The sequence below is a fragment of the Pseudomonas sp. GW823-FHT03E05 genome, assembly GCF_058796855.1.
On the sequence record NZ_JBXAJB010000001.1, the window covers coordinates 1,211,677 to 1,234,177 of the forward strand.

General features: G+C 65.0%; 22 protein-coding genes. 10 read left to right on the plus strand and 12 right to left on the minus strand.

Annotation, left to right across the window (positions count from 1 at the left end; translation table 11 throughout):
* Nucleotides 1–4 precede the first annotated feature (4 nt).
* Together AC1RCO_RS05415 and AC1RCO_RS05420 are read left to right on the plus strand one after the other, a co-directional pair.
* Nucleotides 5–1,132 carry an acyl-CoA dehydrogenase gene (locus tag AC1RCO_RS05415; protein ID WP_011061352.1) on the plus strand — a complete coding sequence of 376 codons (1,128 nt, stop codon included), beginning with the start codon at nt 5–7 and terminating at the stop codon, nt 1,130–1,132.
* 20 nt (nt 1,133–1,152) lie between these two features.
* Nucleotides 1,153–1,926: an enoyl-CoA hydratase gene (locus AC1RCO_RS05420; protein ID WP_011061351.1), complete on the plus strand. Its 774-nt coding sequence runs from the start codon at nt 1,153–1,155 to the stop codon at nt 1,924–1,926.
* Nucleotides 1,927–2,087: 161 nt separating this feature from the next.
* Here AC1RCO_RS05420 and AC1RCO_RS05425 read toward each other — a convergent pair whose 3' ends face one another.
* Nucleotides 2,088–3,239 (minus strand): acyl-CoA dehydrogenase family protein, encoded by a 1,152-nt coding sequence (locus tag AC1RCO_RS05425; RefSeq protein ID WP_011061350.1) that lies wholly within the window; start codon nt 3,237–3,239, stop codon nt 2,088–2,090.
* Between the two features lie 4 nt (nt 3,240–3,243).
* Nucleotides 3,244–4,350: an enoyl-CoA hydratase/isomerase family protein gene (locus AC1RCO_RS05430; protein WP_492617473.1), complete on the minus strand. Its 1,107-nt coding sequence runs from the start codon at nt 4,348–4,350 to the stop codon at nt 3,244–3,246.
* A gap of 460 nt (nt 4,351–4,810) precedes the next feature.
* Between AC1RCO_RS05430 and AC1RCO_RS05435 the strand changes: the two genes are divergently transcribed.
* The 8 genes from AC1RCO_RS05435 to AC1RCO_RS05470 all read left to right on the plus strand — a co-directional run bounded on the left by AC1RCO_RS05435 (nt 4,811) and on the right by AC1RCO_RS05470 (nt 11,563).
* On the plus strand, nt 4,811–5,590 hold the full coding sequence (locus AC1RCO_RS05435) for a transporter substrate-binding domain-containing protein (RefSeq protein ID WP_011061348.1): 780 nt from the start codon (nt 4,811–4,813) through the stop codon (nt 5,588–5,590).
* A gap of 60 nt (nt 5,591–5,650) precedes the next feature.
* Complete coding sequence (locus AC1RCO_RS05440) at nt 5,651–6,388, plus strand: ABC transporter permease (protein ID WP_065364086.1); 738 nt, start codon at nt 5,651–5,653, stop codon at nt 6,386–6,388.
* Nucleotides 6,385–7,095 carry an ABC transporter permease gene (locus AC1RCO_RS05445; protein ID WP_065364085.1) on the plus strand — a complete coding sequence of 237 codons (711 nt, stop codon included), beginning with the start codon at nt 6,385–6,387 and terminating at the stop codon, nt 7,093–7,095. Before AC1RCO_RS05440 ends, AC1RCO_RS05445 begins: the two co-directional genes overlap by 4 nt.
* A 64-nt stretch (nt 7,096–7,159) precedes the next feature.
* The gene (locus AC1RCO_RS05450) at nt 7,160–7,921 is read left to right on the plus strand and encodes an ABC transporter ATP-binding protein (RefSeq protein WP_065364084.1); all 762 of its coding nucleotides are present in this window, start codon (nt 7,160–7,162) and stop codon (nt 7,919–7,921) included.
* A gap of 12 nt (nt 7,922–7,933) precedes the next feature.
* On the plus strand, nt 7,934–8,413 hold the full coding sequence (locus AC1RCO_RS05455; RefSeq protein ID WP_011061344.1) for an Lrp/AsnC family transcriptional regulator: 480 nt from the start codon (nt 7,934–7,936) through the stop codon (nt 8,411–8,413).
* Nucleotides 8,414–8,670: 257 nt separating this feature from the next.
* Nucleotides 8,671–9,609, plus strand: coding sequence for a citrulline utilization hydrolase CtlX (ctlX, locus tag AC1RCO_RS05460; protein WP_011061343.1), 939 nt, complete (start codon nt 8,671–8,673; stop codon nt 9,607–9,609).
* Complete coding sequence (astA, locus tag AC1RCO_RS05465) at nt 9,606–10,640, plus strand: arginine N-succinyltransferase (RefSeq protein WP_015635649.1); 1,035 nt, start codon at nt 9,606–9,608, stop codon at nt 10,638–10,640. The genes ctlX and astA overlap by 4 nt, the downstream gene beginning before the upstream one ends.
* Before the next feature lie 59 nt (nt 10,641–10,699).
* Nucleotides 10,700–11,563, plus strand: coding sequence for a LysR family transcriptional regulator (locus AC1RCO_RS05470; RefSeq protein ID WP_011061341.1), 864 nt, complete (start codon nt 10,700–10,702; stop codon nt 11,561–11,563).
* 91 nt (nt 11,564–11,654) lie between these two features.
* Here the strand turns inward: AC1RCO_RS05470 and AC1RCO_RS05475 are convergent, their stop codons facing one another.
* The 10 genes from AC1RCO_RS05475 to arnC all read right to left on the minus strand — a co-directional run bounded on the left by AC1RCO_RS05475 (nt 11,655) and on the right by arnC (nt 22,496).
* Complete coding sequence (locus tag AC1RCO_RS05475) at nt 11,655–12,359, minus strand: HPP family protein (protein ID WP_015635647.1); 705 nt, start codon at nt 12,357–12,359, stop codon at nt 11,655–11,657.
* Between the two features lie 289 nt (nt 12,360–12,648).
* On the minus strand, nt 12,649–13,164 hold the full coding sequence (locus tag AC1RCO_RS05480) for a GNAT family N-acetyltransferase (RefSeq protein ID WP_492617474.1): 516 nt from the start codon (nt 13,162–13,164) through the stop codon (nt 12,649–12,651).
* 41 nt (nt 13,165–13,205) lie between these two features.
* Nucleotides 13,206–14,831 (minus strand): ArnT family glycosyltransferase, encoded by a 1,626-nt coding sequence (locus AC1RCO_RS05485; RefSeq protein WP_276495048.1) that lies wholly within the window; start codon nt 14,829–14,831, stop codon nt 13,206–13,208.
* Nucleotides 14,832–16,196: a UDP-glucose dehydrogenase family protein gene (locus AC1RCO_RS05490; protein ID WP_492617475.1), complete on the minus strand. Its 1,365-nt coding sequence runs from the start codon at nt 16,194–16,196 to the stop codon at nt 14,832–14,834.
* Nucleotides 16,193–16,606, minus strand: a complete 414-nt coding sequence (arnF, locus tag AC1RCO_RS05495; RefSeq protein ID WP_015635644.1) for a 4-amino-4-deoxy-L-arabinose-phosphoundecaprenol flippase subunit ArnF — start codon at nt 16,604–16,606, stop codon at nt 16,193–16,195. The genes AC1RCO_RS05490 and arnF overlap by 4 nt, the downstream gene beginning before the upstream one ends.
* A complete protein-coding gene (arnE, locus tag AC1RCO_RS05500; protein ID WP_011061336.1) occupies nt 16,603–16,947 on the minus strand; it encodes a 4-amino-4-deoxy-L-arabinose-phosphoundecaprenol flippase subunit ArnE in 345 nt (114 codons plus the stop codon). The genes arnF and arnE overlap by 4 nt, the downstream gene beginning before the upstream one ends.
* Nucleotides 16,944–18,593, minus strand: a complete 1,650-nt coding sequence (gene arnT / locus AC1RCO_RS05505; protein WP_072441813.1) for a lipid IV(A) 4-amino-4-deoxy-L-arabinosyltransferase — start codon at nt 18,591–18,593, stop codon at nt 16,944–16,946. Before arnT ends, arnE begins: the two co-directional genes overlap by 4 nt.
* The gene (gene arnD / locus AC1RCO_RS05510) at nt 18,590–19,474 is read right to left on the minus strand and encodes a 4-deoxy-4-formamido-L-arabinose-phosphoundecaprenol deformylase (RefSeq protein WP_492617476.1); all 885 of its coding nucleotides are present in this window, start codon (nt 19,472–19,474) and stop codon (nt 18,590–18,592) included. The genes arnT and arnD overlap by 4 nt, the downstream gene beginning before the upstream one ends.
* The gene (gene arnA, locus AC1RCO_RS05515) at nt 19,474–21,480 is read right to left on the minus strand and encodes a bifunctional UDP-4-amino-4-deoxy-L-arabinose formyltransferase/UDP-glucuronic acid oxidase ArnA (RefSeq protein WP_011061333.1); all 2,007 of its coding nucleotides are present in this window, start codon (nt 21,478–21,480) and stop codon (nt 19,474–19,476) included. Before arnA ends, arnD begins: the two co-directional genes overlap by 1 nt.
* The gene (gene arnC, locus AC1RCO_RS05520; RefSeq protein WP_053158563.1) at nt 21,477–22,496 is read right to left on the minus strand and encodes an undecaprenyl-phosphate 4-deoxy-4-formamido-L-arabinose transferase; all 1,020 of its coding nucleotides are present in this window, start codon (nt 22,494–22,496) and stop codon (nt 21,477–21,479) included. The genes arnA and arnC overlap by 4 nt, the downstream gene beginning before the upstream one ends.
* Nucleotides 22,497–22,501 lie beyond the last annotated feature (5 nt).

Consider the following 22,501-nt stretch of genomic DNA (forward strand, 5'->3'; position numbering starts at 1 on the left):
CCCGATGTTGCCCAATGACGAACAACTGCAGATCAGCGACGCGGCCCGGCAATTCGCCCAGGAGCGCCTCAAGCCTTTCGCCGCCGACTGGGACCGCGAGCACCGCTTTCCCAAGGAAGCCATTGCCGAGATGGCCGAGCTGGGTTTCTTCGGCATGCTGGTGCCCGAGCAGTGGGGCGGGTGCGACACCGGCTACCTGGCCTATGTCATGGCCCTGGAGGAAGTCGCCGCCGGTGATGGCGCCTGTTCCACCATCATGAGCGTGCACAACTCGGTGGGCTGCGTGCCGATCCTCAAGTTCGGCAACGATGACCAGAAGGAACGCTTCCTCAAGCCCCTGGCCAGTGGCGCCATGCTCGGCGCCTTCGCCCTGACCGAACCCCAGGCCGGCTCCGATGCCAGCAGCCTGAAGACCCGGGCCCGCCGCGACGGCGACCACTATGTGCTCAACGGCTGCAAGCAGTTCATCACCTCAGGGCAGAACGCCGGGGTGGTGATCGTGTTCGCGGTCACCGACCCGGCGGCCGGCAAGCGCGGCATCAGTGCCTTTATCGTGCCCACCGACTCGCCGGGCTATAAGGTCGCGCGCATCGAGGACAAGCTCGGCCAGCACGCCTCCGACACCTGCCAGATCCTCTTCGAGGATGTGAAGGTGCCGCTGGCCAACCGCCTGGGCGAGGAGGGCGAGGGCTACAAGATCGCCCTGGCCAACCTTGAAGGCGGGCGCGTGGGCATTGCCTCGCAATCGGTGGGCATGGCCCGGGCCGCATTCGAAGCGGCACGGGATTACGCCCGCGAGCGCGAAACCTTCGGCAAGCCGATCATCGAGCACCAGGCCGTGGCCTTCCGCCTGGCGGACATGGCCACCCAGATCGCCGTGGCGCGGCAGATGGTGCACTACGCCGCGGCCCTGCGCGACAGTGGCAAGCCGGCGCTGGTGGAGGCCTCGATGGCCAAGCTGTTCGCCTCGGAAATGGCCGAGAAGGTCTGTTCCGCGGCCTTGCAAACCCTGGGCGGCTATGGCTATTTGAGCGACTTCCCGGTGGAGCGGATCTACCGCGATGTGCGCATCTGCCAGATCTACGAAGGCACCAGCGACATTCAGCGCATGGTCATTTCGCGCAATCTCTGACTTTTAGCAGGAGCTGATTCATGAGCTACGAAACCATTCTGTTGGACATCAAGGGCCGGGTCGGCCTGATCACTCTCAACCGCCCCCAGGCGCTGAACGCCCTCAATGCACAGATCGTCGGCGAGGTGAACCAGGCCCTGGATCGCCTGGAAGCCGACCCGCAGATCGGCTGCATCGTCATCACCGGTTCCAAGAAAGCCTTCGCCGCCGGTGCCGACATCAAGGAAATGGCCGAGCTGAGCTACCCGCAGATCTACCTCGACGACCTGTTCAGCGACAGTGACCGCGTGGCCAACCGGCGCAAGCCGATCATCGCCGCGGTCAACGGCTTCGCCCTGGGCGGCGGTTGCGAACTGGCGCTGATGTGCGACTTCATCCTGGCCGGTGACAACGCCAAGTTCGGCCAACCGGAAATCAACCTCGGCGTGCTGCCGGGCATGGGCGGCACCCAGCGCCTGACCCGCGCGGTAGGCAAGGCCAAGGCCATGGAAATGTGCCTGACCGGGCGTTTTATCGACGCCGTGGAAGCCGAGCGCTGCGGCATCGTCGCACGCATCGTGCCGGCCGATGAACTGGTGGAAGAAGCCCTGAAAGTGGCGGCGGTGATTGCCGGCAAATCGATCCCGGTGAGCATGATGATCAAGGAAAGCGTGAACCGCGCCTTTGAAGTCAGCCTGTCCGAGGGCGTGCGCTTCGAGCGCCGGGTATTCCACGCCGCCTTCGCCACCCAGGACCAGAAAGAAGGCATGGCCGCCTTCATCGCCAAGCGTGACCCGCAGTTCAAGGATCAGTAACCGCACCGTCCTAGCCATGTAGGAGCTGGCTTGCCAGCGAAGGCGTCCCCGAGGGCAGCGCATGACTCAGGGGCCTGCTCGCCGGCAAGCCGGCTCCCACGAGGGAACAGCCAAAAAAAATCGCAGCCGGGGCTGCGATTTTTTGTTTTCGGCGTCAATGCCTACAGCTGGTAATGCTTCAACTCGCGAGCGATCAGCAGGCGCTGGATCTCGCTGGAGCCTTCGTAGATCTGGGTAATTCGCGCATCGCGGTAGTAGCGTTCCACCGGATAGTCTTCCAGGTAGCCGTAGCCGCCATGGATCTGCATGGCCGAGGAGCAGACCTTCTCGGCCATTTCCGAGGCGAACAGCTTGGCCTGGGAAGCCTCCGACAGGCACGGCTGGCCCGCGCTGCGCAGGCGCGCGGCGTGGAGGATCAGCAGACGGGCGGCATTCAGGCGGGTGTGCATGTCGGCCAGCAGGTTGGCGATGCTCTGGTGTTCGATGATCGGCTTGTCGAACTGCACCCGCTCCCGGGCGTAGGCCAGGGCGGCTTCAAAGGCGGCGCGGGCGATGCCCAGGGCCTGGGCGGCGATGCCGATGCGCCCGCCTTCGAGGTTGGACAGGGCGATGGCCAGGCCCTTGCCCCGTTCACCCAGCAGGTTGGCCTCGGGGATGGTGCATTGGTTGAGGGTCACGGCGCAGGTGTCGGAGGCGCGGATGCCCATCTTGTGTTCGGTGCGGTCGACGATGAAGCCAGGGGTGTCGGTGGGCACCAGGAACGCCGACAGGCCTTTCTTGCCCAGTTCCGGGTCGGTCACTGCAAAAACGATGGCTAGCTGGGCGCGCTTGCCGTTGCTGACGAACTGCTTGGCGCCGTTGATTACCCACTGGCCGTCCCGCAGTTCGGCGCGGGTGCGCAGGTTGTGGGCTTCGGAGCCGGCCTGGGGTTCGGTCAGGCAGAAGCAGCCGATGGCTTCGCCAGCGGCCAGGCGCGGCAGCCATTGCTGCTTTTGTTCCTGGCTGCCGTAGTTGAGGATCGGCCCGCAGCCCACCGAGTTGTGGATGCTCATCAGGGCACCGGTGGCGCCGTCGCCGGCGGCGATTTCTTCCACTGCCAGGGCATAGGCCACGTAGTCCAGGTAGCTGCCGCCCCATTCCTCGGGAACCACCATGCCCAGCAGGCCCAGTTCGCCCATCTTGCGCACCAGGCCATCGTCGATCCAGCCGGCCTTTTCCCAGGCCTGGGCATGGGGGGCGATCTCGCCTCGGGCGAAGTCCCGGGCCATGTCGCGGATCATCACTTGCTCTTCGGTCAGTTCAATGTCGTGCATGAGTTCAGCTCCCGCTGCCGTCAAAACCGCTGAAGAAGCTCGCCACCCGATCGGCGTCGAGGGCCGCCAGGGTGGGCGGATTCCAGTGCGGAGTCTTGTCTTTGTCGATGATCAGGGCGCGTACGCCTTCCATCAGGTCGCCACGCTCGAACCACTGCCGGTCCAGGTGCAGTTCCAGGGCGAAGCATTGTTCCAGGCTCAACTGGCGGCCGTGGCGCAGCATTTCCAGGGTCACGGCCATGGCCAGGGGAGAACGGGTTTCCAGCAGGTCGGCGGTGCTGCGCGCCCATTCATGGCTGTCGGCAACGGTGACGGTACGCAGTTGCTCGACGATGCTGGGTACGTCCGCCTGGGCGAAGAAGTGGTCGATGACCGGGCGCAAGGCTTGCAGGGGCGCATCGGGCAGGGTCTGCACCGCGAGCCTGGCCAGCAGGCCTTGCAGGTCCTTGAGGGGCGAGTCGCTCCAGTGCAGGCGGTCCAGGCGCTGGTTCAGCAGGTCCAGCTTGCTGCTGTCCAGGTGCCAGTCGGCCAGGCCGCAGTACAGGGCATCGGCGGCGCGGATCTGCACGCCGCTGACTCCGAGATAGATCCCCAGCTCCCCGGGTATGCGCGACAGGAAGTAACTGCCGCCAACATCCGGGAAGTAACCGATGGCCACCTCCGGCATCGCCAGGCGGCTGCGCTCGGTGACTACCCGCAGGTCGGCGCCTTGCACCAGGCCCATGCCGCCACCCAGGACAAAACCGTCCATCAGCGCCAGCACCGGCTTGCGGTAGTGGTGGATGGTCAGGTCAAGGGCATATTCCTCGACGAAGAAGTCTTGGTGCAGGCTGTCGCCGCTGTGGTAGCTGTCGTACAGCGAGCGGATATCGCCGCCGGCGCAGAAGGCCTTGTCCCCCGCGCCACGCAGGACGACGGCGTGGATCAACGGATCCTGGGCCCAGTGGTCCAGGTGCTGCTGCAAGGTGCGGACCATCGACAGGGTGATGGCGTTGAGGCCGGCGGGGCGGTTTAGGGTCAGGTAGCCGATGTGGTTGCGCACCTCGACCAACACTTCGTCCGGGGTGGCGTCGGGGGCCTGGCTCGCCTGGGATGAAACCTGAGCAGTCATCACTAACTCCCTGCTTTTATTGTTTTTTATATGAGGCTCGCGCGCGAGCATCGGCGGATCGTAGCAGTGCAAATTTGCCAATTACAACCCGGAAAGCTGCAGGTCGACTGTGCATTTTTGCATGACAAAAAAACACGCCCTGGCCTTGCGCAACCGCTCTGGACCAAGATGTAGAGCCTTGACGACAGAATCGGCTGCGAAATAGCCGTGATCAGCCGATCCCGGCTGTTTCAGGCGCCCCTTACGACACCTGGGCCACTTCGGCAGTTGGCATTCTGGCGCTCCGTTGCAGCGTAGACCGCGGCAACCAGGAACGGGTTCGGCTCTGCGCGCCAAACCCGGCCAATAACAACAAGAACCCGACTGCGGCGACCCCGCATCCACTCTCTGCCCCTGTCACAAGTGGGGCCTGGCATTGCTGCCGGGCCGCTATAAATCCAAATAATCCGGGACTCTGAAGATGACTAAACACTGGCTGGCTGTGCCGTTACTGGCAATTGCGTGCGTTTCCATGGGCGCCAGCGCCAAGGAATGGAAAGAACTGCGCTTTGGCGTCAACCCGAGCTATCCGCCCTTTGAATCCACCACGGCAGGCGGCGGCGTGCAGGGCTTCGGTGTCGACCTGGGCAACGCCATCTGCGCCGAGCTCAAGCTCAAGTGCGTGTGGGTCAGCAACGACTTCGACGGCCTGATCCCGGCACTCAAGGCCGGCAAGTTCGACGCCATCGAGTCCTCCATGACCGTTACCGATGCGCGGCGCAAGCAGATCGACTTCAGCGACCGGCTGTACGCCGGCCCCACGGCCATCGTCACGCGCAAGGGCTCGGGCCTCGAACCCACCGGTGAATCGCTGAAGGGCAAGACCCTGGGCTACATGCAGGGCACCGTCCAGGAAACCTACGCCAGGGCCAAGCTGGGCCCGGCGGGGGTCAAGCTGCGGGCCTACCAGAACCAGGACCAGGTCTATGCCGACCTGGTCTACGGCCGGCTGGACGCCTCGATCCAGGACAAGCTGCAAGCGCAGATGAGTTTCCTCGCATCCCCCCAGGGCGCCGACTTCGAGAACAGCGTCGGCATCAGCGACCCTCTGGTGCCGTCGGAGATCGCCATTGGCCTGCGCAAGGACCAGGACGAGCTCAAGGCCATGCTCAATGGCGCCATCCAGGCGCTGCATGAGAAGGGCATCTACGCCCAGATCCAGCGCAAGTACTTCGGCGACCTCGACCTCTACAACAACTGATCGCCCACGGCGGGCCCCGGGACTGTTACCCAGTATCCCGGGCCCGGCCGTGGCCCGAGCATGGTGATTGGCGTGAATACCTTTCTGACTCTGTTGGGCCTGGACCTCGAGGTCCTGCAAGGCTATGGGCCGCTGTTGCTGCACGGCGCCTGGATGACCCTGAAACTCTCCGCCCTGGCGCTGCTGGTGAGCATGCTCCTGGGGTTGCTGGGGGCGGCGGCCAAGCTTTCGCCGCTGCGCCTGCTGCAGATCCCGGCGACCTGCTACACCACCTTGATCCGCGGCGTACCGGACCTGGTGCTGATGCTGCTGATCTTCTACAGCCTGCAGGGCTGGCTCACGGCCCTGACCGAACTGCTGGACTGGCCCTATATGGAGATCGACCCCTTCGTGGCCGGGATCGTGACCCTGGGCTTCATCTACGGCGCCTATTTCACCGAGACCTTTCGCGGGGCAATCCTCAGCGTGCCCCGGGGCCAGCAGGAAGCCGCGGCGGCCTTCGGCCTGAGCCGCATGCAGCGCTTTCGCCACGTGGTGTTCCCGCAGATGATGCGCTTCGCCTTGCCGAGCCTGGGCAATAACTGGCTGGTGCTGCTCAAGGCTACGGCGCTGGTGTCGATCATCGGCCTCACCGACCTGGTCAAGGTGGCCCAGGAAGCCGGCAAGAGCACCTTCAACATGCTGGATTTCCTGCTCCTGGCGGCGGCCCTGTACCTGCTGATCACCAGCGCTTCAAACCAGCTGCTGCGGCGCCTGGAACGGCACTACAACCAGGGCGTGCGAGGGCTGTCTCGATGATCGAACTGATCCAGGAATACTGGCGGCCGTTTCTGTTCACTGACGGCGAGAGCCTTACCGGGCTGGCCATGACCCTGTGGCTGCTGGTGGCCAGCCTGGCCATGGGTTTTGTCCTGTCGCTGCCCCTGGCCATTCTGCGCACCTCGCACTGGGCGCTGCTGCGCTGGCCGGTGCAGCTGTTCACCTATGTGTTTCGCGGCACGCCTTTGTACATCCAGCTGCTGATCTGCTACAGCGGCCTGTACGGCATTGCCGCGATACGCCAGCAGCCGTTTCTCGAAGCCTTCTTCCGCGATGCCATGAACTGCACCTTGCTGGCCTTCACCCTGAACACCTGCGCCTACACCGTGGAGATCTTCGCCGGGGCCATCCGCAGCATTCCCTATGGCGAGATCGAGGCAGCCCACGCCTATGGCCTGAGCGGCTGGCGCCTGTACTGGCGGCTGATCCTGCCTTCGGCCCTGCGCCGGGCGCTGCCGTACTACAGCAACGAGGTGATCCTCATGCTGCACGCCACCTCGGTGGCCTTCACCGCCACCATCCCGGACATCCTCAAGGTGGCCCGGGACGCCAATGCCGCCACCTTCATGACCTTCCAGGCCTTCGGCATCGCCGGCCTGTTGTACCTGGGGCTGTCCTTCGGCCTGGTGGCGGCCTTCCGCCTGGCGGAGCGGCGCTGGCTGAGCTTCCTCGGCCCGGCTCACTGACGCTCCTTTCCTCTTTTTCCTATCCAGAACCTTGCTGCCAGCGGCGGGGTTCCAGGAGTCTGCGATGTACAAATTGACCGTTGAAAATCTCTACAAGCGTTTTGGTGACAACGAGGTGCTCAAGGGCGTCTCGTTGAAGGCCCGGGCGGGAGACGTGGTGAGCATGATCGGCGCCAGTGGCTCGGGCAAGAGCACCATGCTGCGCTGCATCAACTTCCTGGAGCGGGCCGATGCCGGTGCCATTGCCCTGGACGGCGAGGCGATTGTCACCCGCGAGGCCCCTGGCGGCATGCAGGTGGCCAGCCCGGCTCAGTTGCAGCGCCTGCGCACGCGCCTGGCCATGGTGTTCCAGCACTTCAACCTGTGGAGCCACCTCAGCGTGCTGGAGAACATCATGCTGGCGCCGTGCCGGGTGCTGGGCATTGGCCGCAAGGAGGCCGAAGCCAGTGCCCGGGCCTACCTGGACAAGGTGGGCTTGGCGCAACGGGTGGCCGGGCAGTACCCGGCGTTCCTGTCCGGTGGCCAGCAACAGCGGGTGGCGATCGCCCGGGCCCTGGCGGTGGAGCCGCAGATCCTGCTGTTCGACGAGCCGACCTCGGCGCTGGACCCGGAACTGGTGGGGGAGGTGCTGAAGGTGATCCAGGCCCTGGCCGAAGAGGGGCGGACCATGCTCATGGTCACCCATGAAATGAGCTTTGCCCGACAAGTGTCGAGCCAGGTGTTGTTCTTGCATCAAGGGCGGGTCGAGGAGCAGGGTAGCCCGGCGATTCTCGACCAGCCGCAGAGTGAACGTTTGCAGCAGTTTCTATCCGGCCGTTTGAAGTGAGGGAAGACATCCATGGCGGACATCCGCGACCTGTCGATCGTGCTTGATCGAATCGACCAGGCGATCATCGAGGTTCTGCGCCACGAAGGGCGCATCACCTACCAGAAACTCTCCGAGCGCGTGCACCTGACCCCCAGGCCGTGCCTGGAACGGGTGCGCAAGCTGGAGCAGCTCGGGGTCATCCGTGGCTACGGGGCCATCCTCGACGAAAAGAAACTCACCCCGGGGCTGTCGCTGCTGGTGCTGGTGGCCTTGTCCAACCAGAGCGGGCGGGCGGCGCAGAAAGCCTTCGAGGCCAAGGTCCGGGCCTGCCCCCAGGTGCTGGAATGCCGGCTGATCAGCGGCGCCTTCGACTACAGCCTGCGCATGCGCTGCCGGGACATGGAGCACTACCGGGTGCTGACCGAAGTCTGGTTCGACGACCCGGATCTGCACATCGACAAACTGGTCAGCCACCCTGAGCTGGCGATGGTCAAGACCGGCATGGAATAACCCCCTGTACGCCCCCCGCCGCAGGAGCCGGCTTGCCGGCGAACAGGCCAGCAAGCCTTGCACCGCTCGCAAGATCGCCTTCGCTGGCAAGCCTGCTCCTGCAGGTCGCATGTCGATGTTTTCAGGAGGTGCGAAATCGGCTGGGGCAACCCGTGCTTTCAGCCATTTCCTGCCGTGCAGGCCCGCCGTTCAGCCGGGTTTTGTCCCGACAAAAAAACACAATGGGCCCCTCTGAAACCTCATTGATTGCGTGCCCCATGCAGACTACCCATAGCGTTTTGATGATTCGCCCCACGCGTTTTTCGTTCAACCAGGACACTGCCGGCAACAACCATTTCCAGCGCCCGCCCGGTGCCGCCGAAGACGTGCAGGCCAAGGCCCTGCAGGAGTTCGACGGCTACGTCGCGACGCTGCGCGAGCATGGGGTCCGGGTGCTGGTCCATGAAGACGGCGCCGCACCCCATACCCCGGATTCGATCTTTCCCAACAACTGCTGGAGCAGCCACCCCGACGGCACCCTGGTGCTGTACCCGATGCAGGGCCGCAACCGCCGCCTGGAGCGCTACAAGGGGGTACTGGCGCACCTGCACGAGCAGTACCAGGTGAACCGCACCCTGGATCTCACCTCCCTGGAGCAGGAGGAACTGTTCCTCGAAGGCACCGGCAGCATGGTCCTGGATCGCCAGCAGCGCATCTGCTACGCCGGCTACTCGACCCGCACCCACGCCCGGGCCCTGGACCAGCTGGTGGCGCACCTGGGTTATGAGCTATGTGCCTTTCATGCCCGGGACCGCCAGGGTGAGCCGATCTATCACACCAACGTGATGATGAGCGTCGGCAGCCAGCTGGCGGTGGCCTGCCTGCTGGCCCTGGACGATGCACAGGAGCGGGCGGCCCTGCGCCAGCGCCTGGAAAGCAGCGGCAAACAACTGCTGCCCTTGACCTGGGCCCAGCTGGAGTCCTTCGCCGGCAATATGCTGGAAGTCCACAACAGTGCCGGCGAGCCGCTGCTGGTGATGTCCCGCAGTGCCTGGCGCTCCCTGGATGCCGAGCAGCGCCGGCTGATCGAGCGCCATGTGCAGCCGGTGCCGGTGAACATCGACACCATTGAACGCATCGGCGGCGGCAGCGCCCGCTGCATGCTGGCGGAAATCTACCTGCCCGAACGTCAACCTCAGCTGGAGCTCTCGCGATGATCGTCCGTCCCGCCACCCTGGCCGATTTGCCGGCGCTGCTGGCCCTGGCCCACAGTGCCGGTGCCGGCCTGACCACCTTGCCCGCCGACGCCGGGCGCCTGCGGTCACGCCTGCAATGGGCCGAGCAGACCTTCGCCGGCCAGGCCTCGCGGGCCGATGCCGACTACCTGTTCGTGCTGCAAAGCGCGCAGGGCGAAGTGGTCGGCATCTGCGCCCTGGCCGGCGCCGTGGGCCTGCGCGAGCCCTGGTACAACTACCGGGTCGGGCTGTTTGTCGCGGCCTCGAAAAACCTGGGGATCAACCAGCAACTGCCGACCCTGTTCCTGGGCAACGACATGACCGGCCATTCGGAACTGTGCTCGCTGTTCCTGCATGCCGACCACCGCCAGGGGCTCAACGGGCGCCTGCTGTCCAAGGCGCGCTTCCTGTTCCTGGCCGAGTTCCGCGAGCTTTTCGGCGACAAGGTGATCGCCGAGATGCGTGGCTATTCCGACGAGCAGGGTGTGTCGCCGTTCTGGGAAGGCCTGGGCCGGCACTTTTTCAAGATGGATTTCGCCGACGCCGACTACCTCACCGGCCTTGGCAACAAGACCTTCATCGCCGAGCTGATGCCCAAGTTTCCCTTGCCCACCTGCCTGCTGCCGGAGCCGGCACGGGCAGTGATCGGCCGGGTGCACCCCAATACCGAACCGGCCCTGGGCATGCTCAAGGCCGAAGGTTTTGCCTTCAAGGACTACATCGACATCTTCGACGGCGGGCCCCTGATCGAATGCGCCACCGGCGACATCCGCGCAGTGCGCGACAGCCAGGTGCTGCAACTGAGCATCGGCACCCCGGGGGAGCAGGCCCAGCCCTACCTGGTCCACAACCGCCAGTTCGCCGACTGCCGGATCAGCGTGGCGGCGGCGCGGGTCGCCGCCGGCACCCTGATTGTCAGCCGTGACAGCGCCCGGGCCCTGGGGTTGCCGGCCGGGGCCTCGGTGCGGGCGGTGAGCCTGGCGGTGCCGGCGCGGCAAATGTCCGCAGCCTAGAAGCGTCGTGGCGCGAGCGCCGCTACAATGGCGCTCGAATTTTCTGCCGGCGAGGCACCATGGACATCGATCTGGCCCGCACCTTCCTGGAAATCGTCCGCAGCGGCAGCCTGATCGCTGCTGCCGAGCGCCTGCACCTGACCCAGACCGCCATCAGCGCCAGGGTGCAGAACCTGGAAGGCCAGCTCAACTGCAAGCTGCTGGTGCGCAACCGCGCCGGCGCCCGGCCCACCGCCGACGGCGAGGCCTTCATCAGCTACGCCAACCAACTGGTGCAGACCTGGGAGGCAGCCCAGCGCGACCTGCCGCTGCTGGCCGGCTACCGCAATGTGCTGCACATCGGCGGCGAGCTGAGCCTGTGCAGCCCGCTGATGCTCAACTGGGTGCGGCGCCTGCGCCAGGCGTTGCCCAACCACGCCGTGCGCACTCAGATCGGCGAAGGCGCCAGCTTGCAGCGGCAACTGGAGCTGGGCGTGCTGGACGCCGCGCTGGTGTTCCAGCCGCTGTACTCGCCGGGCTTGCAGGTGGAGCAGTTACTGGAGGAAAAACTGATCCAGGTGCGCTTGGCGGGGCGCCCCGAGCCCTATGTGTACATCGATTGGGGCGAGGACTTTCGCCGCCAGCACGACGCCGCGCTACCTGCGCAGGCCAAGGCGGCAGTGGGCTTCAACCTCGGGCCGCTGGCCCTGCAGTTCATCCTCGATGCCGGTGGCAGCGGCTATTTCCGCACACGGGTGGTGCAGAGCTACCTGGACAGCGGTGTGCTGGAGCGGGTGGAAAAAGCCCCGGAGTTCAACTTCCCCACCTACCTGCTGTACGCCCGCGAGCGCGATACCCCAGAGCTGCAACAGGCGTTCGCGGTACTGCGGGAAGTGATAGAAAGCGACACCGACTGGTCCCAGCGCTGGTCGCCGATGGTCTGAAACCCGGCAACCTGGCAGGCGAGGAGGCCCTTGAGTGATGGGTTGTCCTTGAGGGCGCCTTGGCGGGCAAGCCGGCTCCTGGCGCTGGCTGTCAGCGGCGTGAGGCGAGCACCTGGCCGATGCTGCGGCGCCGGGCGTGGGCCTCGCTGGCATGAATCAGCTGTTCGAGGTCTTCGGGGGTGACGTCGAAGAACTCCTCCATCTCCGCCAGGGCCAGTTTCAGGTCCTGGGCCGTGATCGCCAGGCTGTCGCTGGCAGCGGTTGCTGGCAGGAGCGCCGGAGCTTCGCTGGGGCCCTTGGGGTAACGGGTGCGCGTCAGGTTGTTGTAGGCCAGGGCGCTGAGCAACAGGCTGGCGGCGGCCAGCATCACCGGCCCCAGCTCGTACCAGTCCAGGGCCACGCTGGCCGGGTCCGCCAGTACCAGGGTCAGGGCCAGGGCGCCGGCCGGCGGGTGCAGGCAGCGCAACCAGCACATCAGCACCAGGGCCATGCCCGCCGCCAGGCAGGCACTGCCCAAGGTACGGCCCAGTACATGGGCCACCGCCAAGGCCATGACGGCGGCACAGAGGTAGCCGCCAAGAATCGACCAGGGCTGGGCCAGGGCGCCTGAAGACACCGCGAACAGCAGCACCGCCGACGCGCCCAGAGGGCCGATCAGGTGCAGGGCCACCGGCATGCCGAAGACCTGGGCACAGAGCCAGACACTGAACAGGGTGCCCAGGGCCATGCCGATGGCGGCGCGGCTCCATTCCAGTGGGCGGGTATTGATGGCGGCGGGTTTCCAGCGGGCGAACATCGGTAAACGCTTTCCAATCCAGAACGACAGGCAAAAAGAAGGGCTTGCCTGGATGACCAGAAAGCCCTTGAACGTTCCAACATTTGGGGGAGGAACCGGCACAGTGTGCCGAGGAATCTTGCGCCTGACAAATTCATAATAATGCTGCTTCAGTGCATTTATTTTGCACTTAAATACGACAGCCCCTGTAGGAGCCGGCTTGCCGGCGAAGAGGCCCTTGAGTGTGGTGTAGCCCTGGCGGACGCCTTCGCTGGGAAGCCCGCGAAGGCAGCCAATTTCTCACCGGTTTCTACAACGCCAGGCGCATGGCGCAGCGGCGCGCCGCGGGCAGGCCGTACCGGGCTTCATCGGCCAGCACCTGGCATAGCCGTGAGCCCAGTTGCGCCTGTTCGAGGGTGACAAAGCCCTGGCGCTGGTAGAAGGGTTCGTTCCAGGGCAGTCCGCGAAAGGTGCTCAGGGTCAGGGCTTCAAGCTGCTGCTCCAGAGCGTATTGCCGCGCCGCCTGCAACAGGCGCTTGCCGATGCCCTGGCCCTGGTGGCCGCGGGCGACGGAAATCTCCCACACATGCAGTTCCCGGTCGCAGGCTTCGGCGTTGAGAAAGGCGCAAGGGATGTCATCCGCCGTCACCGCCACCCAGACCGGGTGGCGCTGGATATTGGCGCGGTGGCTCGGTACGTCGGCCACTGCGGCGTCTGCCAGCCAGGCCAGTTGCGCATCGGAGCGAAACAGTTCGGCAGCGCAGGTTTCAATGGCGGGAAGAAAGTCGGCGTCGGTCGCCCGCGCCCGGCGGATCTCAATAGTCATGGGCGCGAGTGTAGGCAGCGGGCAGGGGCCGTGCAACGCTTTCAGGGTTGCGCGGCGGTTGGCCCGGTCAGGTGCAGGAGGACGAAGTCGTTCTTGTCGAAACGCCCGCTCAACACCGGCTTCAGGTCGGCCAGCGGCGTATTCTGCAGGCTGGCCAGGTCGCTCTGATCGAGGATGACCCAGGCCGGGCCGGGTACCTGAGCCAGGGCGTCTGGGCTTTCGGTGAACTGCGGTTGCAGATCCCGGTCCAGGTTGACCATGAACTTGATGGCCTTGGCGTCCTTGCCCATGCGGTGCAGGACCACCGGTGCCGGGTCGGCCTCGATCAGTTGCATGGCGCTGTGGCTGAAGGTGCGCGTGTCATAGAGACGGTGCTCCACCGGTTCGAAGACTCCGATGTAGCAGGCCCAGACTGCCAGCACTGCGCTGTAGGCCAGGCCCACGGCGCGCCACTGGCGCTTGAACAGCAGCCCCAGGGACAACAGCTGCAACAGGCCGAGCACCAGCAGCATCGGCATCAACGAGTCGAGCTGCTCGGGGAATTTGCGCCGTAGCACCAGCAAGCCGATGATCAGCAACCCCGGCAGCAGCAGCCACAGGCCCTGGATCGCCCCGCGCAGCCAGGCCAGCAGCCGTCCGCGGCCGGCCTGGAACGGATAGGCGGCAATGATCGCCGCCATGGGCAGCATCGGCAGCAGGTAGCGAGCCTTTTTCGCCTGGGGAATCGACAGGCCGATCATCACGATCAACCCGGCCGCGGTGCACAGGCGCAACAGTTTCAGGCCCGGGCCCTGTTCCGTGGCGCGGGTCAGCAGCACGGCCAGCCACGCCAGGATCGCCAGGGGGTAGGCCAGGGCGTAGTTGCCCAGGGAACTGGTGAAGTAATAGAAGACATCGCTGGAGCCTTCGCTGCCGTCCATGCGCCCCATGAACTGCATGCGGATCACATCGTCGACGAAGGCCTGGCCGCCACTGAGCTTGGCCAGCCACAGCAGCAGGCCGACGCAGGCCACCAGCAGCGCCAGGGCGCTGAAACCGACGCTGAACAGCCGCCGCCACTGGCCATTGAGCAGGTAGTAGCTGCATAGCATGCCGGTGGGAATCACCAGGCCGATGGGCCCGCGAATGGCAAAGCCCAGCACCAGCAGGAGGAAGATCCAGCCCAGGCGCCGGTGGGTACCGAAATGGTCATGGGCGTAGCCCAGGTAGAACACGGCCAGGGACACCGCAGCCAGCATCTGGTCCAGGGACACGGCGCGGGTTTCACTGATAAAGGTGTTGCTGAGCAACAGCAGGGCAACGCTGAGCAGGGCCCAGGTGCGGGAATAGGGCGCCAACAGGCGATAGATCAGGCTGACGATCAAGGCCGAGGCGATGGCCGTGGGCAACCAGGCGGTAAGGCTGGTGACTTGCCCCCCTGGCAGGGAGAACAGCCAGACCAGCAGGGTCGAGGCGCTGGAGTAGTCGGCGTAGGGCTGGCCGTAGGTGGTGGGGAAGAACCCCGGCCCGTGGCGCAGCATTTCCTTGGCAAACAGCACGAAGCGCGAATCGAAGCCGATCGCCGACTGGTGGTCGGCGCCGGCGCAGAACAGCAGCAGGGCCAGCAACCCCAGCCCCAACGATTGCCAAAGAAGAGTGTTCGAAGGGGAGGAGTGACTGGTGTTCATTCAGGCCTCAGCAGACCACTGCTGGTGGGGGATCGGCAGGTTGCGCGATTCACCGCGGCCAATCGGGAAGTAGGTGAAGCCGTTGCGCGCCAGGCGCTCGGCGTCGTACAGGTTGCGTCCGTCGAAGATCACCGGCGCCTTGAGACGCTGCTGGATCAGGTCGAAATCCGGTGCCTTGAACTGCTGCCACTCGGTGCAGATGACCAGGGCGTCGGCGCCCACCAGTACCGATTCCGGGGTGCCCATGAGCATCAGGCGCGACTCGTCCGGGTACAGGCGCTGGGTTTCCTGCATGGCTTCCGGGTCGAAGGCCCGCACCTGGGCACCGGCGGCGAACAGTGCATCGAGCAGCACCCGGCTCGGGGCGTCGCGCATGTCGTCGGTGTTGGGCTTGAATGCCAGGCCCCACAGGGCAAAGGTCTTGCCTTTGAGGTCGCCCTTGTAGTACGCCTTGATGCGTTCGAACAGCTTGTGCTTCTGCCGCTCGTTGATGGCTTCCACGGCTTGCAACAGGTCGCTGGAGCAGTGGGCTTGCTGGGCACTGTGGATCAGCGCACGCATGTCCTTGGGGAAGCACGAGCCGCCGTAGCCGCAGCCCGGATAGATGAAGTGGTAGCCGATGCGGGTGTCGGCGCCGATCCCCAGGCGCACCGATTCGATGTCGGCGCCCAGGTGTTCGGCCAGCTCGGCGATCTGGTTGATGAAGCTGATCTTGGTCGCCAGCATGCAGTTGGCGGCGTACTTGGTCAGCTCGGCGCTGCGCAGGTCCATGAACATGATGCGGTCATGGTTGCGGTTGAACGGTGCGTACAGGTCGCGCATCACATCGCGCACTTCTTCGCGCTCGCAGCCGATGATGATCCGGTCCGGCCGGCGGCAGTCGGTGACCGCCGAGCCTTCCTTGAGGAATTCCGGGTTGGAGACGATATCGAATTGCAGCGCACGGCCATCCAGGACCTTCTCGATGTGGGCCTTCAAGGTGTCGCCCGTGCCCACCGGTACGGTGGATTTTTCCACCAGGATTACCGGCTGCTCACGGTGACGGGCCACCGCGTCGCCCACTGACAGCACGTAGCGCAGGTCCGCCGAACCGTCTTCGCTGGAAGGCGTGCCCACGGCGATGAACAGCACCTGGCCATGCTGCACCGCGAGTTTTTCATCGTGGGTGAAGTGCAGGCGCTTGGCTTCGAGGTTTTCCTTGACCAGGCTGGCCAGCCCCGGCTCGAAGATGCTCACGTGTCCCTGTTGCAGCTGTTTGACCTTTTGCTCGTCGATGTCCATGCAGATGACATCGTGGCCGACTTCAGCCAACACGGCAGCCTGTACGAGGCCGACGTAACCACTTCCAAATACACTGATTTTCATGGGGTATTCCTGGGACTTGTCGCGGGTGCAGATCGAGAGTTGATGGTGATGACCCCGAGGATGACCAGGGCCACCCCGAGGGTTTTGGAAAGCGTGAAAGGTTCGTTGAACAACGGCAGGCTGGCGGCCAGCAGGTAGACCAGGGCGTAGCTGATGCTGAGCAGCGAATAGGCCCGGCCCAGCGGCAGGTCGCGCAAGGCCAGCAGCCAGCAGAGCATCGACAGCGCATAGGCGGCGATGGCCGCTGCCACCACCGCCAGGGCGGCCAGGTCGACGCTGCCGGCACTCAACGCCGGCAACCACTGATCCGGAGCGGGCAGGCGGGTCATGCTCCAGCGCATGCCCAGCTGGGCGCCGCTGACCAGGGCCACGCTGCCCAGGGCGAAGGCAAACCCCTTGGCCCGGCTCATGCGTGGCGACTCAACAGCAGCACGCCGCCGATCACCAGGGCCACGCCGAACCAGTGGCGCCGGTCGATGTGCTCACGGAACACGAAGTGGGCAATCAGGGTGATGAAGACGAAGTTCAGGCTGAGCATCGGGTAGGCCACGCCCACCTCCATGCGTTGCAGCACCAGGAGCCATACCAGCAGGCCCAGGCCGAGGCTGAACAGAGCCAGCCACAGCCAGCCCGAGCGCAGTTTCTGCAGGGCGCTGGAAGGCTGGCCGCGCCAGCTTTCCACGGCGAACTTCTGCGCCACCTGGCCCAGGCAGGTCAGCCCGCAGGCCAGCAACAAAAGCAGCAGGCTCATGGCTGGCCCTGGGGAATGATGAAGATCACGATATTGCCTTGCTCGTAGCGCTTGGCATCCTTGGGCAGCAGCTCGACTTCATGTTCCTCGTCGCTGCTCTTGACCCGCATCACCACGCCGATCGAGCCCTGCTTGCGGGCCTCGGCGATCCACGGCTGGACCTGATTGAGGTCGACCTTGCGCGCGGCAGTGTCTTCGTAGCCCAGGCCGTATTTCACTTCGCCTTCGGTGTTGTACAGGGTCACGTCAGGGCGCCGCAGGCGCCAGGCCAGGGCGGAGGCAGCTCCCAGGTCGTTGCTCAGCAGGGCCTTGGCCTGGCCCAGCTCGGCCACGTGATCGATGATGAACTGGTCGGGGATCTTGTTGTAGACCACCGAGTTGGGCAGCGCTGCCGGGGCCAGGGCCACCAGCAGGAAGCTGCCCAGGGCCGGCGCCGCCCACAGGGTCAGGGGGCGCATGGCTTGCAGCAGGTTGCTGAGGATCCAGCCCAGCAGCAACACATACACCAGCACCAGGTGCTGCGGCTCGTCCACATACACCGGCTTTTTCATCTGGAAGTACACCAGGGCCAGCAGCCCCAGCAGGCCGGCCACCAGGTTGAGCACGCCGTTGAATGCCAGCAGCCGGGTCTTGCCGGCAGCCAGGCGGTCCACCAGGGTGTTGCCCATCAACAACGCCAGGGGCAACAGGCACGGCAGGATATAGGCCGGCAGCTTGCCCTTGCTCAGGCTGAAGAAGGCCAGGGGCAGCACCAGCCACAGCAGCAGGAAGCCGCTGCTGTTCTGGCGCCGCTGTTGCCAGGCCTGCTTCAGGCCGGCCGGCAGCAGCAGCACCCAGGGCACGCTGAACCCCACCAGCAACGGCAGGTAGTACCACCAGGGCGAGGCGTGCTGGGCATCATCACCGGCAAAACGGCGGATGTGCTCGTGCCAGAAGAAGAAACGCCAGTAGTCCGGTTCCTGGGAGTGCACCGCCAGGGCCCAGGGCAGGCTGATGAGAATGGCCACCAGCACACCGATGCCGCCATAGATCAGCAGCGAGCGCAGGCGCTTCTGCCAGATGGCGTAGGGCAGGGCCACCAGCACCGGCAGCAGCCAGGCCAGAAAGCCCTTGGTCATGAAGCCCATGCCGCAGGCCAGGCCCAGCGCCACCCAGGCCAGCACCTGGCCGCGGGTTGTCCGGCAGTCGAAGGTGAACCACAGCGCCACCAGGCTCAGGTTGACCCAGAAGGTGAATTGCGGATCGAGGTTGGCGTAGCCGGCCTGCAGCGCGACCACGGTAAAGCTCATGTAGAGCAGGGCGCTGGCCAGGCTCTTGCGCGGATCGTTCCACAGGCGCCGGGCCAGCAGGTAGGCCAGGACCACGCTCAGGCCGGTGCTCAGGGCCGAGGCCACGCGCACGCCGAACAGGTTGTCGCCAAACAGCGCCTGGCCGATGGCGATCATCCAGTAGCCGGCCACCGGTTTCTCAAAATAGCGGATGCCCATGAAGTGCGGCGACGCCCATTTGCCGGTCAGGAGCATTTCCTGGCTGATCTGCGCGTAGCGGGTTTCATCGGGAATCCACAGGCCGTGGGTGGCCAGGGGCAGCAAGTAGAACAGGCCGAACGCGATCAGCAGCAGCGGCAGAGCCCAACGTCTGGTCATGCGCCTTGCACTCCCAGCCAGCCTTCACGGCCTTCCAGCACACCGCGCACCACCTTGCCCGCGGGCAGGCTGGCCAGATCCGCCGGGAGCATGTCGCCCAGGGGTTGGAAGTGGATGTCGCGCTGCCTGGCGCTGGCCAGCAGCTGGCGAAAATCGTTGGCCATGAGAATCCCTTCTACTTCTGCATGCACGGTATAGACGTTGAGTTTGTCCGGGCTGAACCGGTCGAGGATGTAACTGTTGAAATCCTTGGCGGCCACCACCGGCCCGACCACTTCGTCGAAGGTCGGCAGGTCCACCGGAATCTGTGGTGCGCCCAGGCTGCCGTCCGCCAGGCGTGGCAGGAACAGGCTCTGGCCGCGGCAGTCGCTGTTGTAGCGAAAGCCGAATTGCTGTTTGGCTTCGATGACGCGTTCGTCGGCGCGCCAACCGGCGGACGCCGAGCAGCTCACCGCTTGCCCGAGAATATCGTTGAGGCTGTCGACGCCACGGCGGATCTGTTCGATCAGCTGTGTCTGGCTCCAGCGCCCGGTATTGGCCTGCCAGCCGTGGTGATCCCAGGCGTGCAGGCCGACTTCATGACCGGCGGCCAGGGTCTGGCGCATCAAGTGCCCCAGGTCCCGGCCAATGGGTTTACCCGGCCAGGCAGTGCCGGCCAGGAGAATGTCCCAGCCGTACAGGCCCGCGGCATTGGACCGCAGCATTTTCCAGAGGAACTGCGGACGGATCAGGCGCCACAGGTGGCGCCCCATGTTGTCCGGTCCGACGCTGAAGAAGAAGGTGGCCTTGACCCCGGCTTCATCCAGCGATTCGAGCAGCCGCGGCACCCCCTCCCGGGTGCCGCGGTAGGTATCGACATCAATGCGCAGACCTGCCTGCATCAGCGTGCTTCTTGCTTGGCGCGGTCGGCGATTTCCAGCATCGCTTCACGCAGGAAGAAGTCCAGGGTATTGCCGATGGTTTCGCTCATTTCCACGGTCGGCTCCCAGTTCAGCAGGCGCTTAGCGTTGTCGATGCTTGGCTTGCGGTGTTCCACGTCCTGGTAGCCGGCACCGTAGAACGCCTTGCTCTCCACATCGCGGAAACCGGCGAACGGCGGGAAGTTGCCGCGCAGCGGGTGAGCTTCGAACTGGCGCAGCAGCTCTTCGCCCAACTGACGGATGCTGGCTTCGTTGTCCGGGTTGCCGATGTTGATGATCTGGCCGTTGCAGCAGTCGTTTTCGTTGTCGACGATGCGTGCCAGGGCTTCGATGCCGTCGGCGATGTCGGTGAAGCAGCGCTTCTGCTCGCCACCATCGAACAGACGGATCGGGGTGCCTTCCACCAGGTTGAGGATCAACTGGGTGATGGCCCGGGAGCTGCCGATGCGTGCCGAGTCCAGGCGGTCCAGGCGCGGGCCCATCCAGTTGAAGGGACGGAACAGGGTGAAGTTCAGGCCCTTGGCGCCGTAGGCCCAGATCACCCGGTCCAGCAGCTGCTTGGAGACCGAGTAGATCCAGCGCTGCTTGTTGATCGGGCCGACGATCAGGTTGGAGGTGTCTTCGTCGAAGTTCTTGTCCTGGCACATGCCATAGACTTCCGAAGTCGACGGGAAGATCACGCGCTTGTTGTACTTGACGCAGTAGCGAACCAGCTTGAGGTTCTCTTCGAAGTCCAGCTCGAACACGCGCAGCGGGTTGCGGGTGTACTCGATCGGGGTGGCGATGGCCACCAGCGGCAGGACCACGTCGCACTTCTTGATGTGATATTCGATCCACTCGGAGTGGATGCTGATATCGCCTTCGACGAAGTGGAAGTTCGGATGGCTGCGCAGGCGCTCGATGGCGTCGGAGCCGATGTCCAGGCCATAGACGTCGTACTTGTCGTCACGCAACAGGCGCTCGGACAGGTGGTTACCGATAAAGCCGTTGACGCCCAGGATCAGTACGCGGGTGCGACGTGGCTTGCGCCCCGATTCGGCGCCGCGCAGCAGGGAACCGTCCACCAGGCCCAGTTCGTTGGCCAGTTGCGGGCCACCCAGGAACAGGCCGTTGGCGTTGCGCTGGCCAGAGGTGATCACCAGGGAGTCCTGGCCACAGGCGATGCGCAGCGGGTCGACGCTGATGACCCGGCCCGGGGCCTGGCCTTCGTTGCCCTTGGCGACTTCGGCGCTCCAGACGATCAGCTTGTGCTCGCCCACGGCGCAGAAGGCGCCCGGGTAGGGTTGAGTCACGGCGCGCACCAGGTTGAACAGCTCTTCGGCCGGGCGCTGCCAGTCGATCTTGCCGTCCGCCGCGGTGCGACGACCGAAGTAGCTGGCCTTGGACTCGTCCTGGGCGGTTTCGGTGATCTTGCCCTGGGCCAGTGCCGGCAGGGTGTCGCGCAGCAGGCTGGCGGCGGCGTCACGCAGTTTGTGGTGCAGGCTCAGCGCGGTGTCGCTGCGCTCGATGGCCACACGCTCCTGGGCAATGATGGCGCCGGCATCGGCACGCTTGACCATGCGGTGCAGTGTCACGCCGGTTTCGGTTTCGCCCTTGACCAGCACCCAGTTGGCCGGTGCGCGGCCACGGTAGCGCGGCAGCAGCGAGCCGTGCAGGTTGAACGCGCCCTTGCTGGCAGTGGCCAGCAGCGGCTCGCTCAGCAGGTTGCGGTAATAGAAGGAGAACAGGTAGTCGGGGTTGAGCTTGGCGATGCGCTCGATCCACAGCGGGTGGTTGGCATCTTCCGGGGCATGCACGGCAATGCCCTTGCGGGCGCAGAGCTGGGCCACCGAGCCGTAGAAGGTGTTTTCCTTGGGGTCATCGGCGTGGGTGAACACGGCGGCGATCTCGTAACCTGCGTTGAGCAGGGCTTCGATGCCAGCACAGCCAATATCGTGGTAGGCGAAGACAACAGCTTTATTGCTCATGGCGAAACCTGATCAGTATGAGTGGAAGTTAAACCGTCGACAGTCACAGCAGGGGCCGGGGCCGCAGGCTGGCTGCGCAAGACTTTTTCGATGAAGAAACGCGGGCGGGCCCGCACGTCGCTGTACATGCGTCCCAGGTATTCACCCAAAAGACCCATGCCGATGAACTGGCCACCGGTGAACACGAACAGCACCGCGAACAGCACGAAGGTGCCGTCGCCGGCCCAGGTGGCGCCGAAGATCAGGCGCAGCACGATCAGCATCAGGGCAAACAGCGCGCCGAGGCCGGCCATGCCGAAACCGATGATGCTCAACAGCCGCAGGGGCGTGGTGGTCATGCAGGTGATCAAGTCGAACATCAGGTTGATCAGGCGCATCGGGCTGTACTTGGAGTCGCCGTGCTCGCGCTCGGCGTGCTCCACCAGCACCTCGGTGGTGTGCCGGGCAAAGCTGTTGGCCAGGATCGGGATGAAGGTGCTGCGCTCGGTGCAGGCCAGCATCGCGTCGATGATGGTGCGGCGATAGGCCCGCAGCATGCAGCCGTAGTCGCTCATGGCCACACCGGTGGAACGCTGCACGGCCAGGTTGATCAGCTTCGAGGGCCAGCGGCGGAACGCCGAGTCCTGCCGGTTGTTGCGCACGGTGCCGACCACGTCGTAGCCCAGCTCGGCCTGAGCCACCAGGCGCGGGATTTCCTCCGGCGGGTTCTGCAGGTCGGCGTCGAGGGTGATCACCACATCGCCGCGGCACTGCTCGAAGCCGGCCATGATCGCCGCATGCTGGCCGTAGTTGCGGTTGAGGATCACCGCCACTACCGGGCTGCCTTCGCGCTCGGCGGCAGCTTGCAGGATGTTCGCCGACTCGTCGCGGCTGCCGTCGTCCACCAGGACGATTTCAAACTCGTGCTTGAGCTGGCGGCAGGCCGCTTCGGTACGCCGCAACAGCTCGGGGAGGCTCTGTTCTTCGTTGTAGACCGGGATCACGATCGACACGAACTGAATCGGATAAGGTTTCAAAGGCT

What these genes read in the sequence shown, in the direction of transcription:
- AC1RCO_RS05440 (WP_065364086.1), top strand. Translation starts at nt 5,651, where the DNA reads ATGGTGATTGGCGTGAATACCTTTCTGACTCTGTTGGGCCTGGACCTC.
- AC1RCO_RS05485 (WP_276495048.1), bottom strand. Translation starts at nt 14,831, where the DNA reads ATGAACACCAGTCACTCCTCCCCTTCGAACACTCTTCTTTGGCAATCG.
- AC1RCO_RS05470 (WP_011061341.1), top strand. Translation starts at nt 10,700, where the DNA reads ATGGACATCGATCTGGCCCGCACCTTCCTGGAAATCGTCCGCAGCGGC.
- arnF (WP_015635644.1), bottom strand. Translation starts at nt 16,606, where the DNA reads ATGAGCCGGGCCAAGGGGTTTGCCTTCGCCCTGGGCAGCGTGGCCCTG.
- astA (WP_015635649.1), top strand. Translation starts at nt 9,606, where the DNA reads ATGATCGTCCGTCCCGCCACCCTGGCCGATTTGCCGGCGCTGCTGGCC.
- arnE (WP_011061336.1), bottom strand. Translation starts at nt 16,947, where the DNA reads ATGAGCCTGCTGCTTTTGTTGCTGGCCTGCGGGCTGACCTGCCTGGGC.
- AC1RCO_RS05490 (WP_492617475.1), bottom strand. Translation starts at nt 16,196, where the DNA reads ATGAAAATCAGTGTATTTGGAAGTGGTTACGTCGGCCTCGTACAGGCT.
- AC1RCO_RS05415 (WP_011061352.1), top strand. Translation starts at nt 5, where the DNA reads ATGTTGCCCAATGACGAACAACTGCAGATCAGCGACGCGGCCCGGCAA.
- AC1RCO_RS05455 (WP_011061344.1), top strand. Translation starts at nt 7,934, where the DNA reads ATGGCGGACATCCGCGACCTGTCGATCGTGCTTGATCGAATCGACCAG.
- AC1RCO_RS05475 (WP_015635647.1), bottom strand. Translation starts at nt 12,359, where the DNA reads ATGTTCGCCCGCTGGAAACCCGCCGCCATCAATACCCGCCCACTGGAA.
- arnA (WP_011061333.1), bottom strand. Translation starts at nt 21,480, where the DNA reads ATGAGCAATAAAGCTGTTGTCTTCGCCTACCACGATATTGGCTGTGCT.
- AC1RCO_RS05430 (WP_492617473.1), bottom strand. Translation starts at nt 4,350, where the DNA reads ATGACTGCTCAGGTTTCATCCCAGGCGAGCCAGGCCCCCGACGCCACC.
- arnT (WP_072441813.1), bottom strand. Translation starts at nt 18,593, where the DNA reads ATGACCAGACGTTGGGCTCTGCCGCTGCTGCTGATCGCGTTCGGCCTG.
- AC1RCO_RS05425 (WP_011061350.1), bottom strand. Translation starts at nt 3,239, where the DNA reads ATGCACGACATTGAACTGACCGAAGAGCAAGTGATGATCCGCGACATG.
- AC1RCO_RS05420 (WP_011061351.1), top strand. Translation starts at nt 1,153, where the DNA reads ATGAGCTACGAAACCATTCTGTTGGACATCAAGGGCCGGGTCGGCCTG.
- AC1RCO_RS05450 (WP_065364084.1), top strand. Translation starts at nt 7,160, where the DNA reads ATGTACAAATTGACCGTTGAAAATCTCTACAAGCGTTTTGGTGACAAC.
- arnD (WP_492617476.1), bottom strand. Translation starts at nt 19,474, where the DNA reads ATGCAGGCAGGTCTGCGCATTGATGTCGATACCTACCGCGGCACCCGG.
- AC1RCO_RS05435 (WP_011061348.1), top strand. Translation starts at nt 4,811, where the DNA reads ATGACTAAACACTGGCTGGCTGTGCCGTTACTGGCAATTGCGTGCGTT.
- AC1RCO_RS05445 (WP_065364085.1), top strand. Translation starts at nt 6,385, where the DNA reads ATGATCGAACTGATCCAGGAATACTGGCGGCCGTTTCTGTTCACTGAC.
- ctlX (WP_011061343.1), top strand. Translation starts at nt 8,671, where the DNA reads ATGCAGACTACCCATAGCGTTTTGATGATTCGCCCCACGCGTTTTTCG.
- AC1RCO_RS05480 (WP_492617474.1), bottom strand. Translation starts at nt 13,164, where the DNA reads ATGACTATTGAGATCCGCCGGGCGCGGGCGACCGACGCCGACTTTCTT.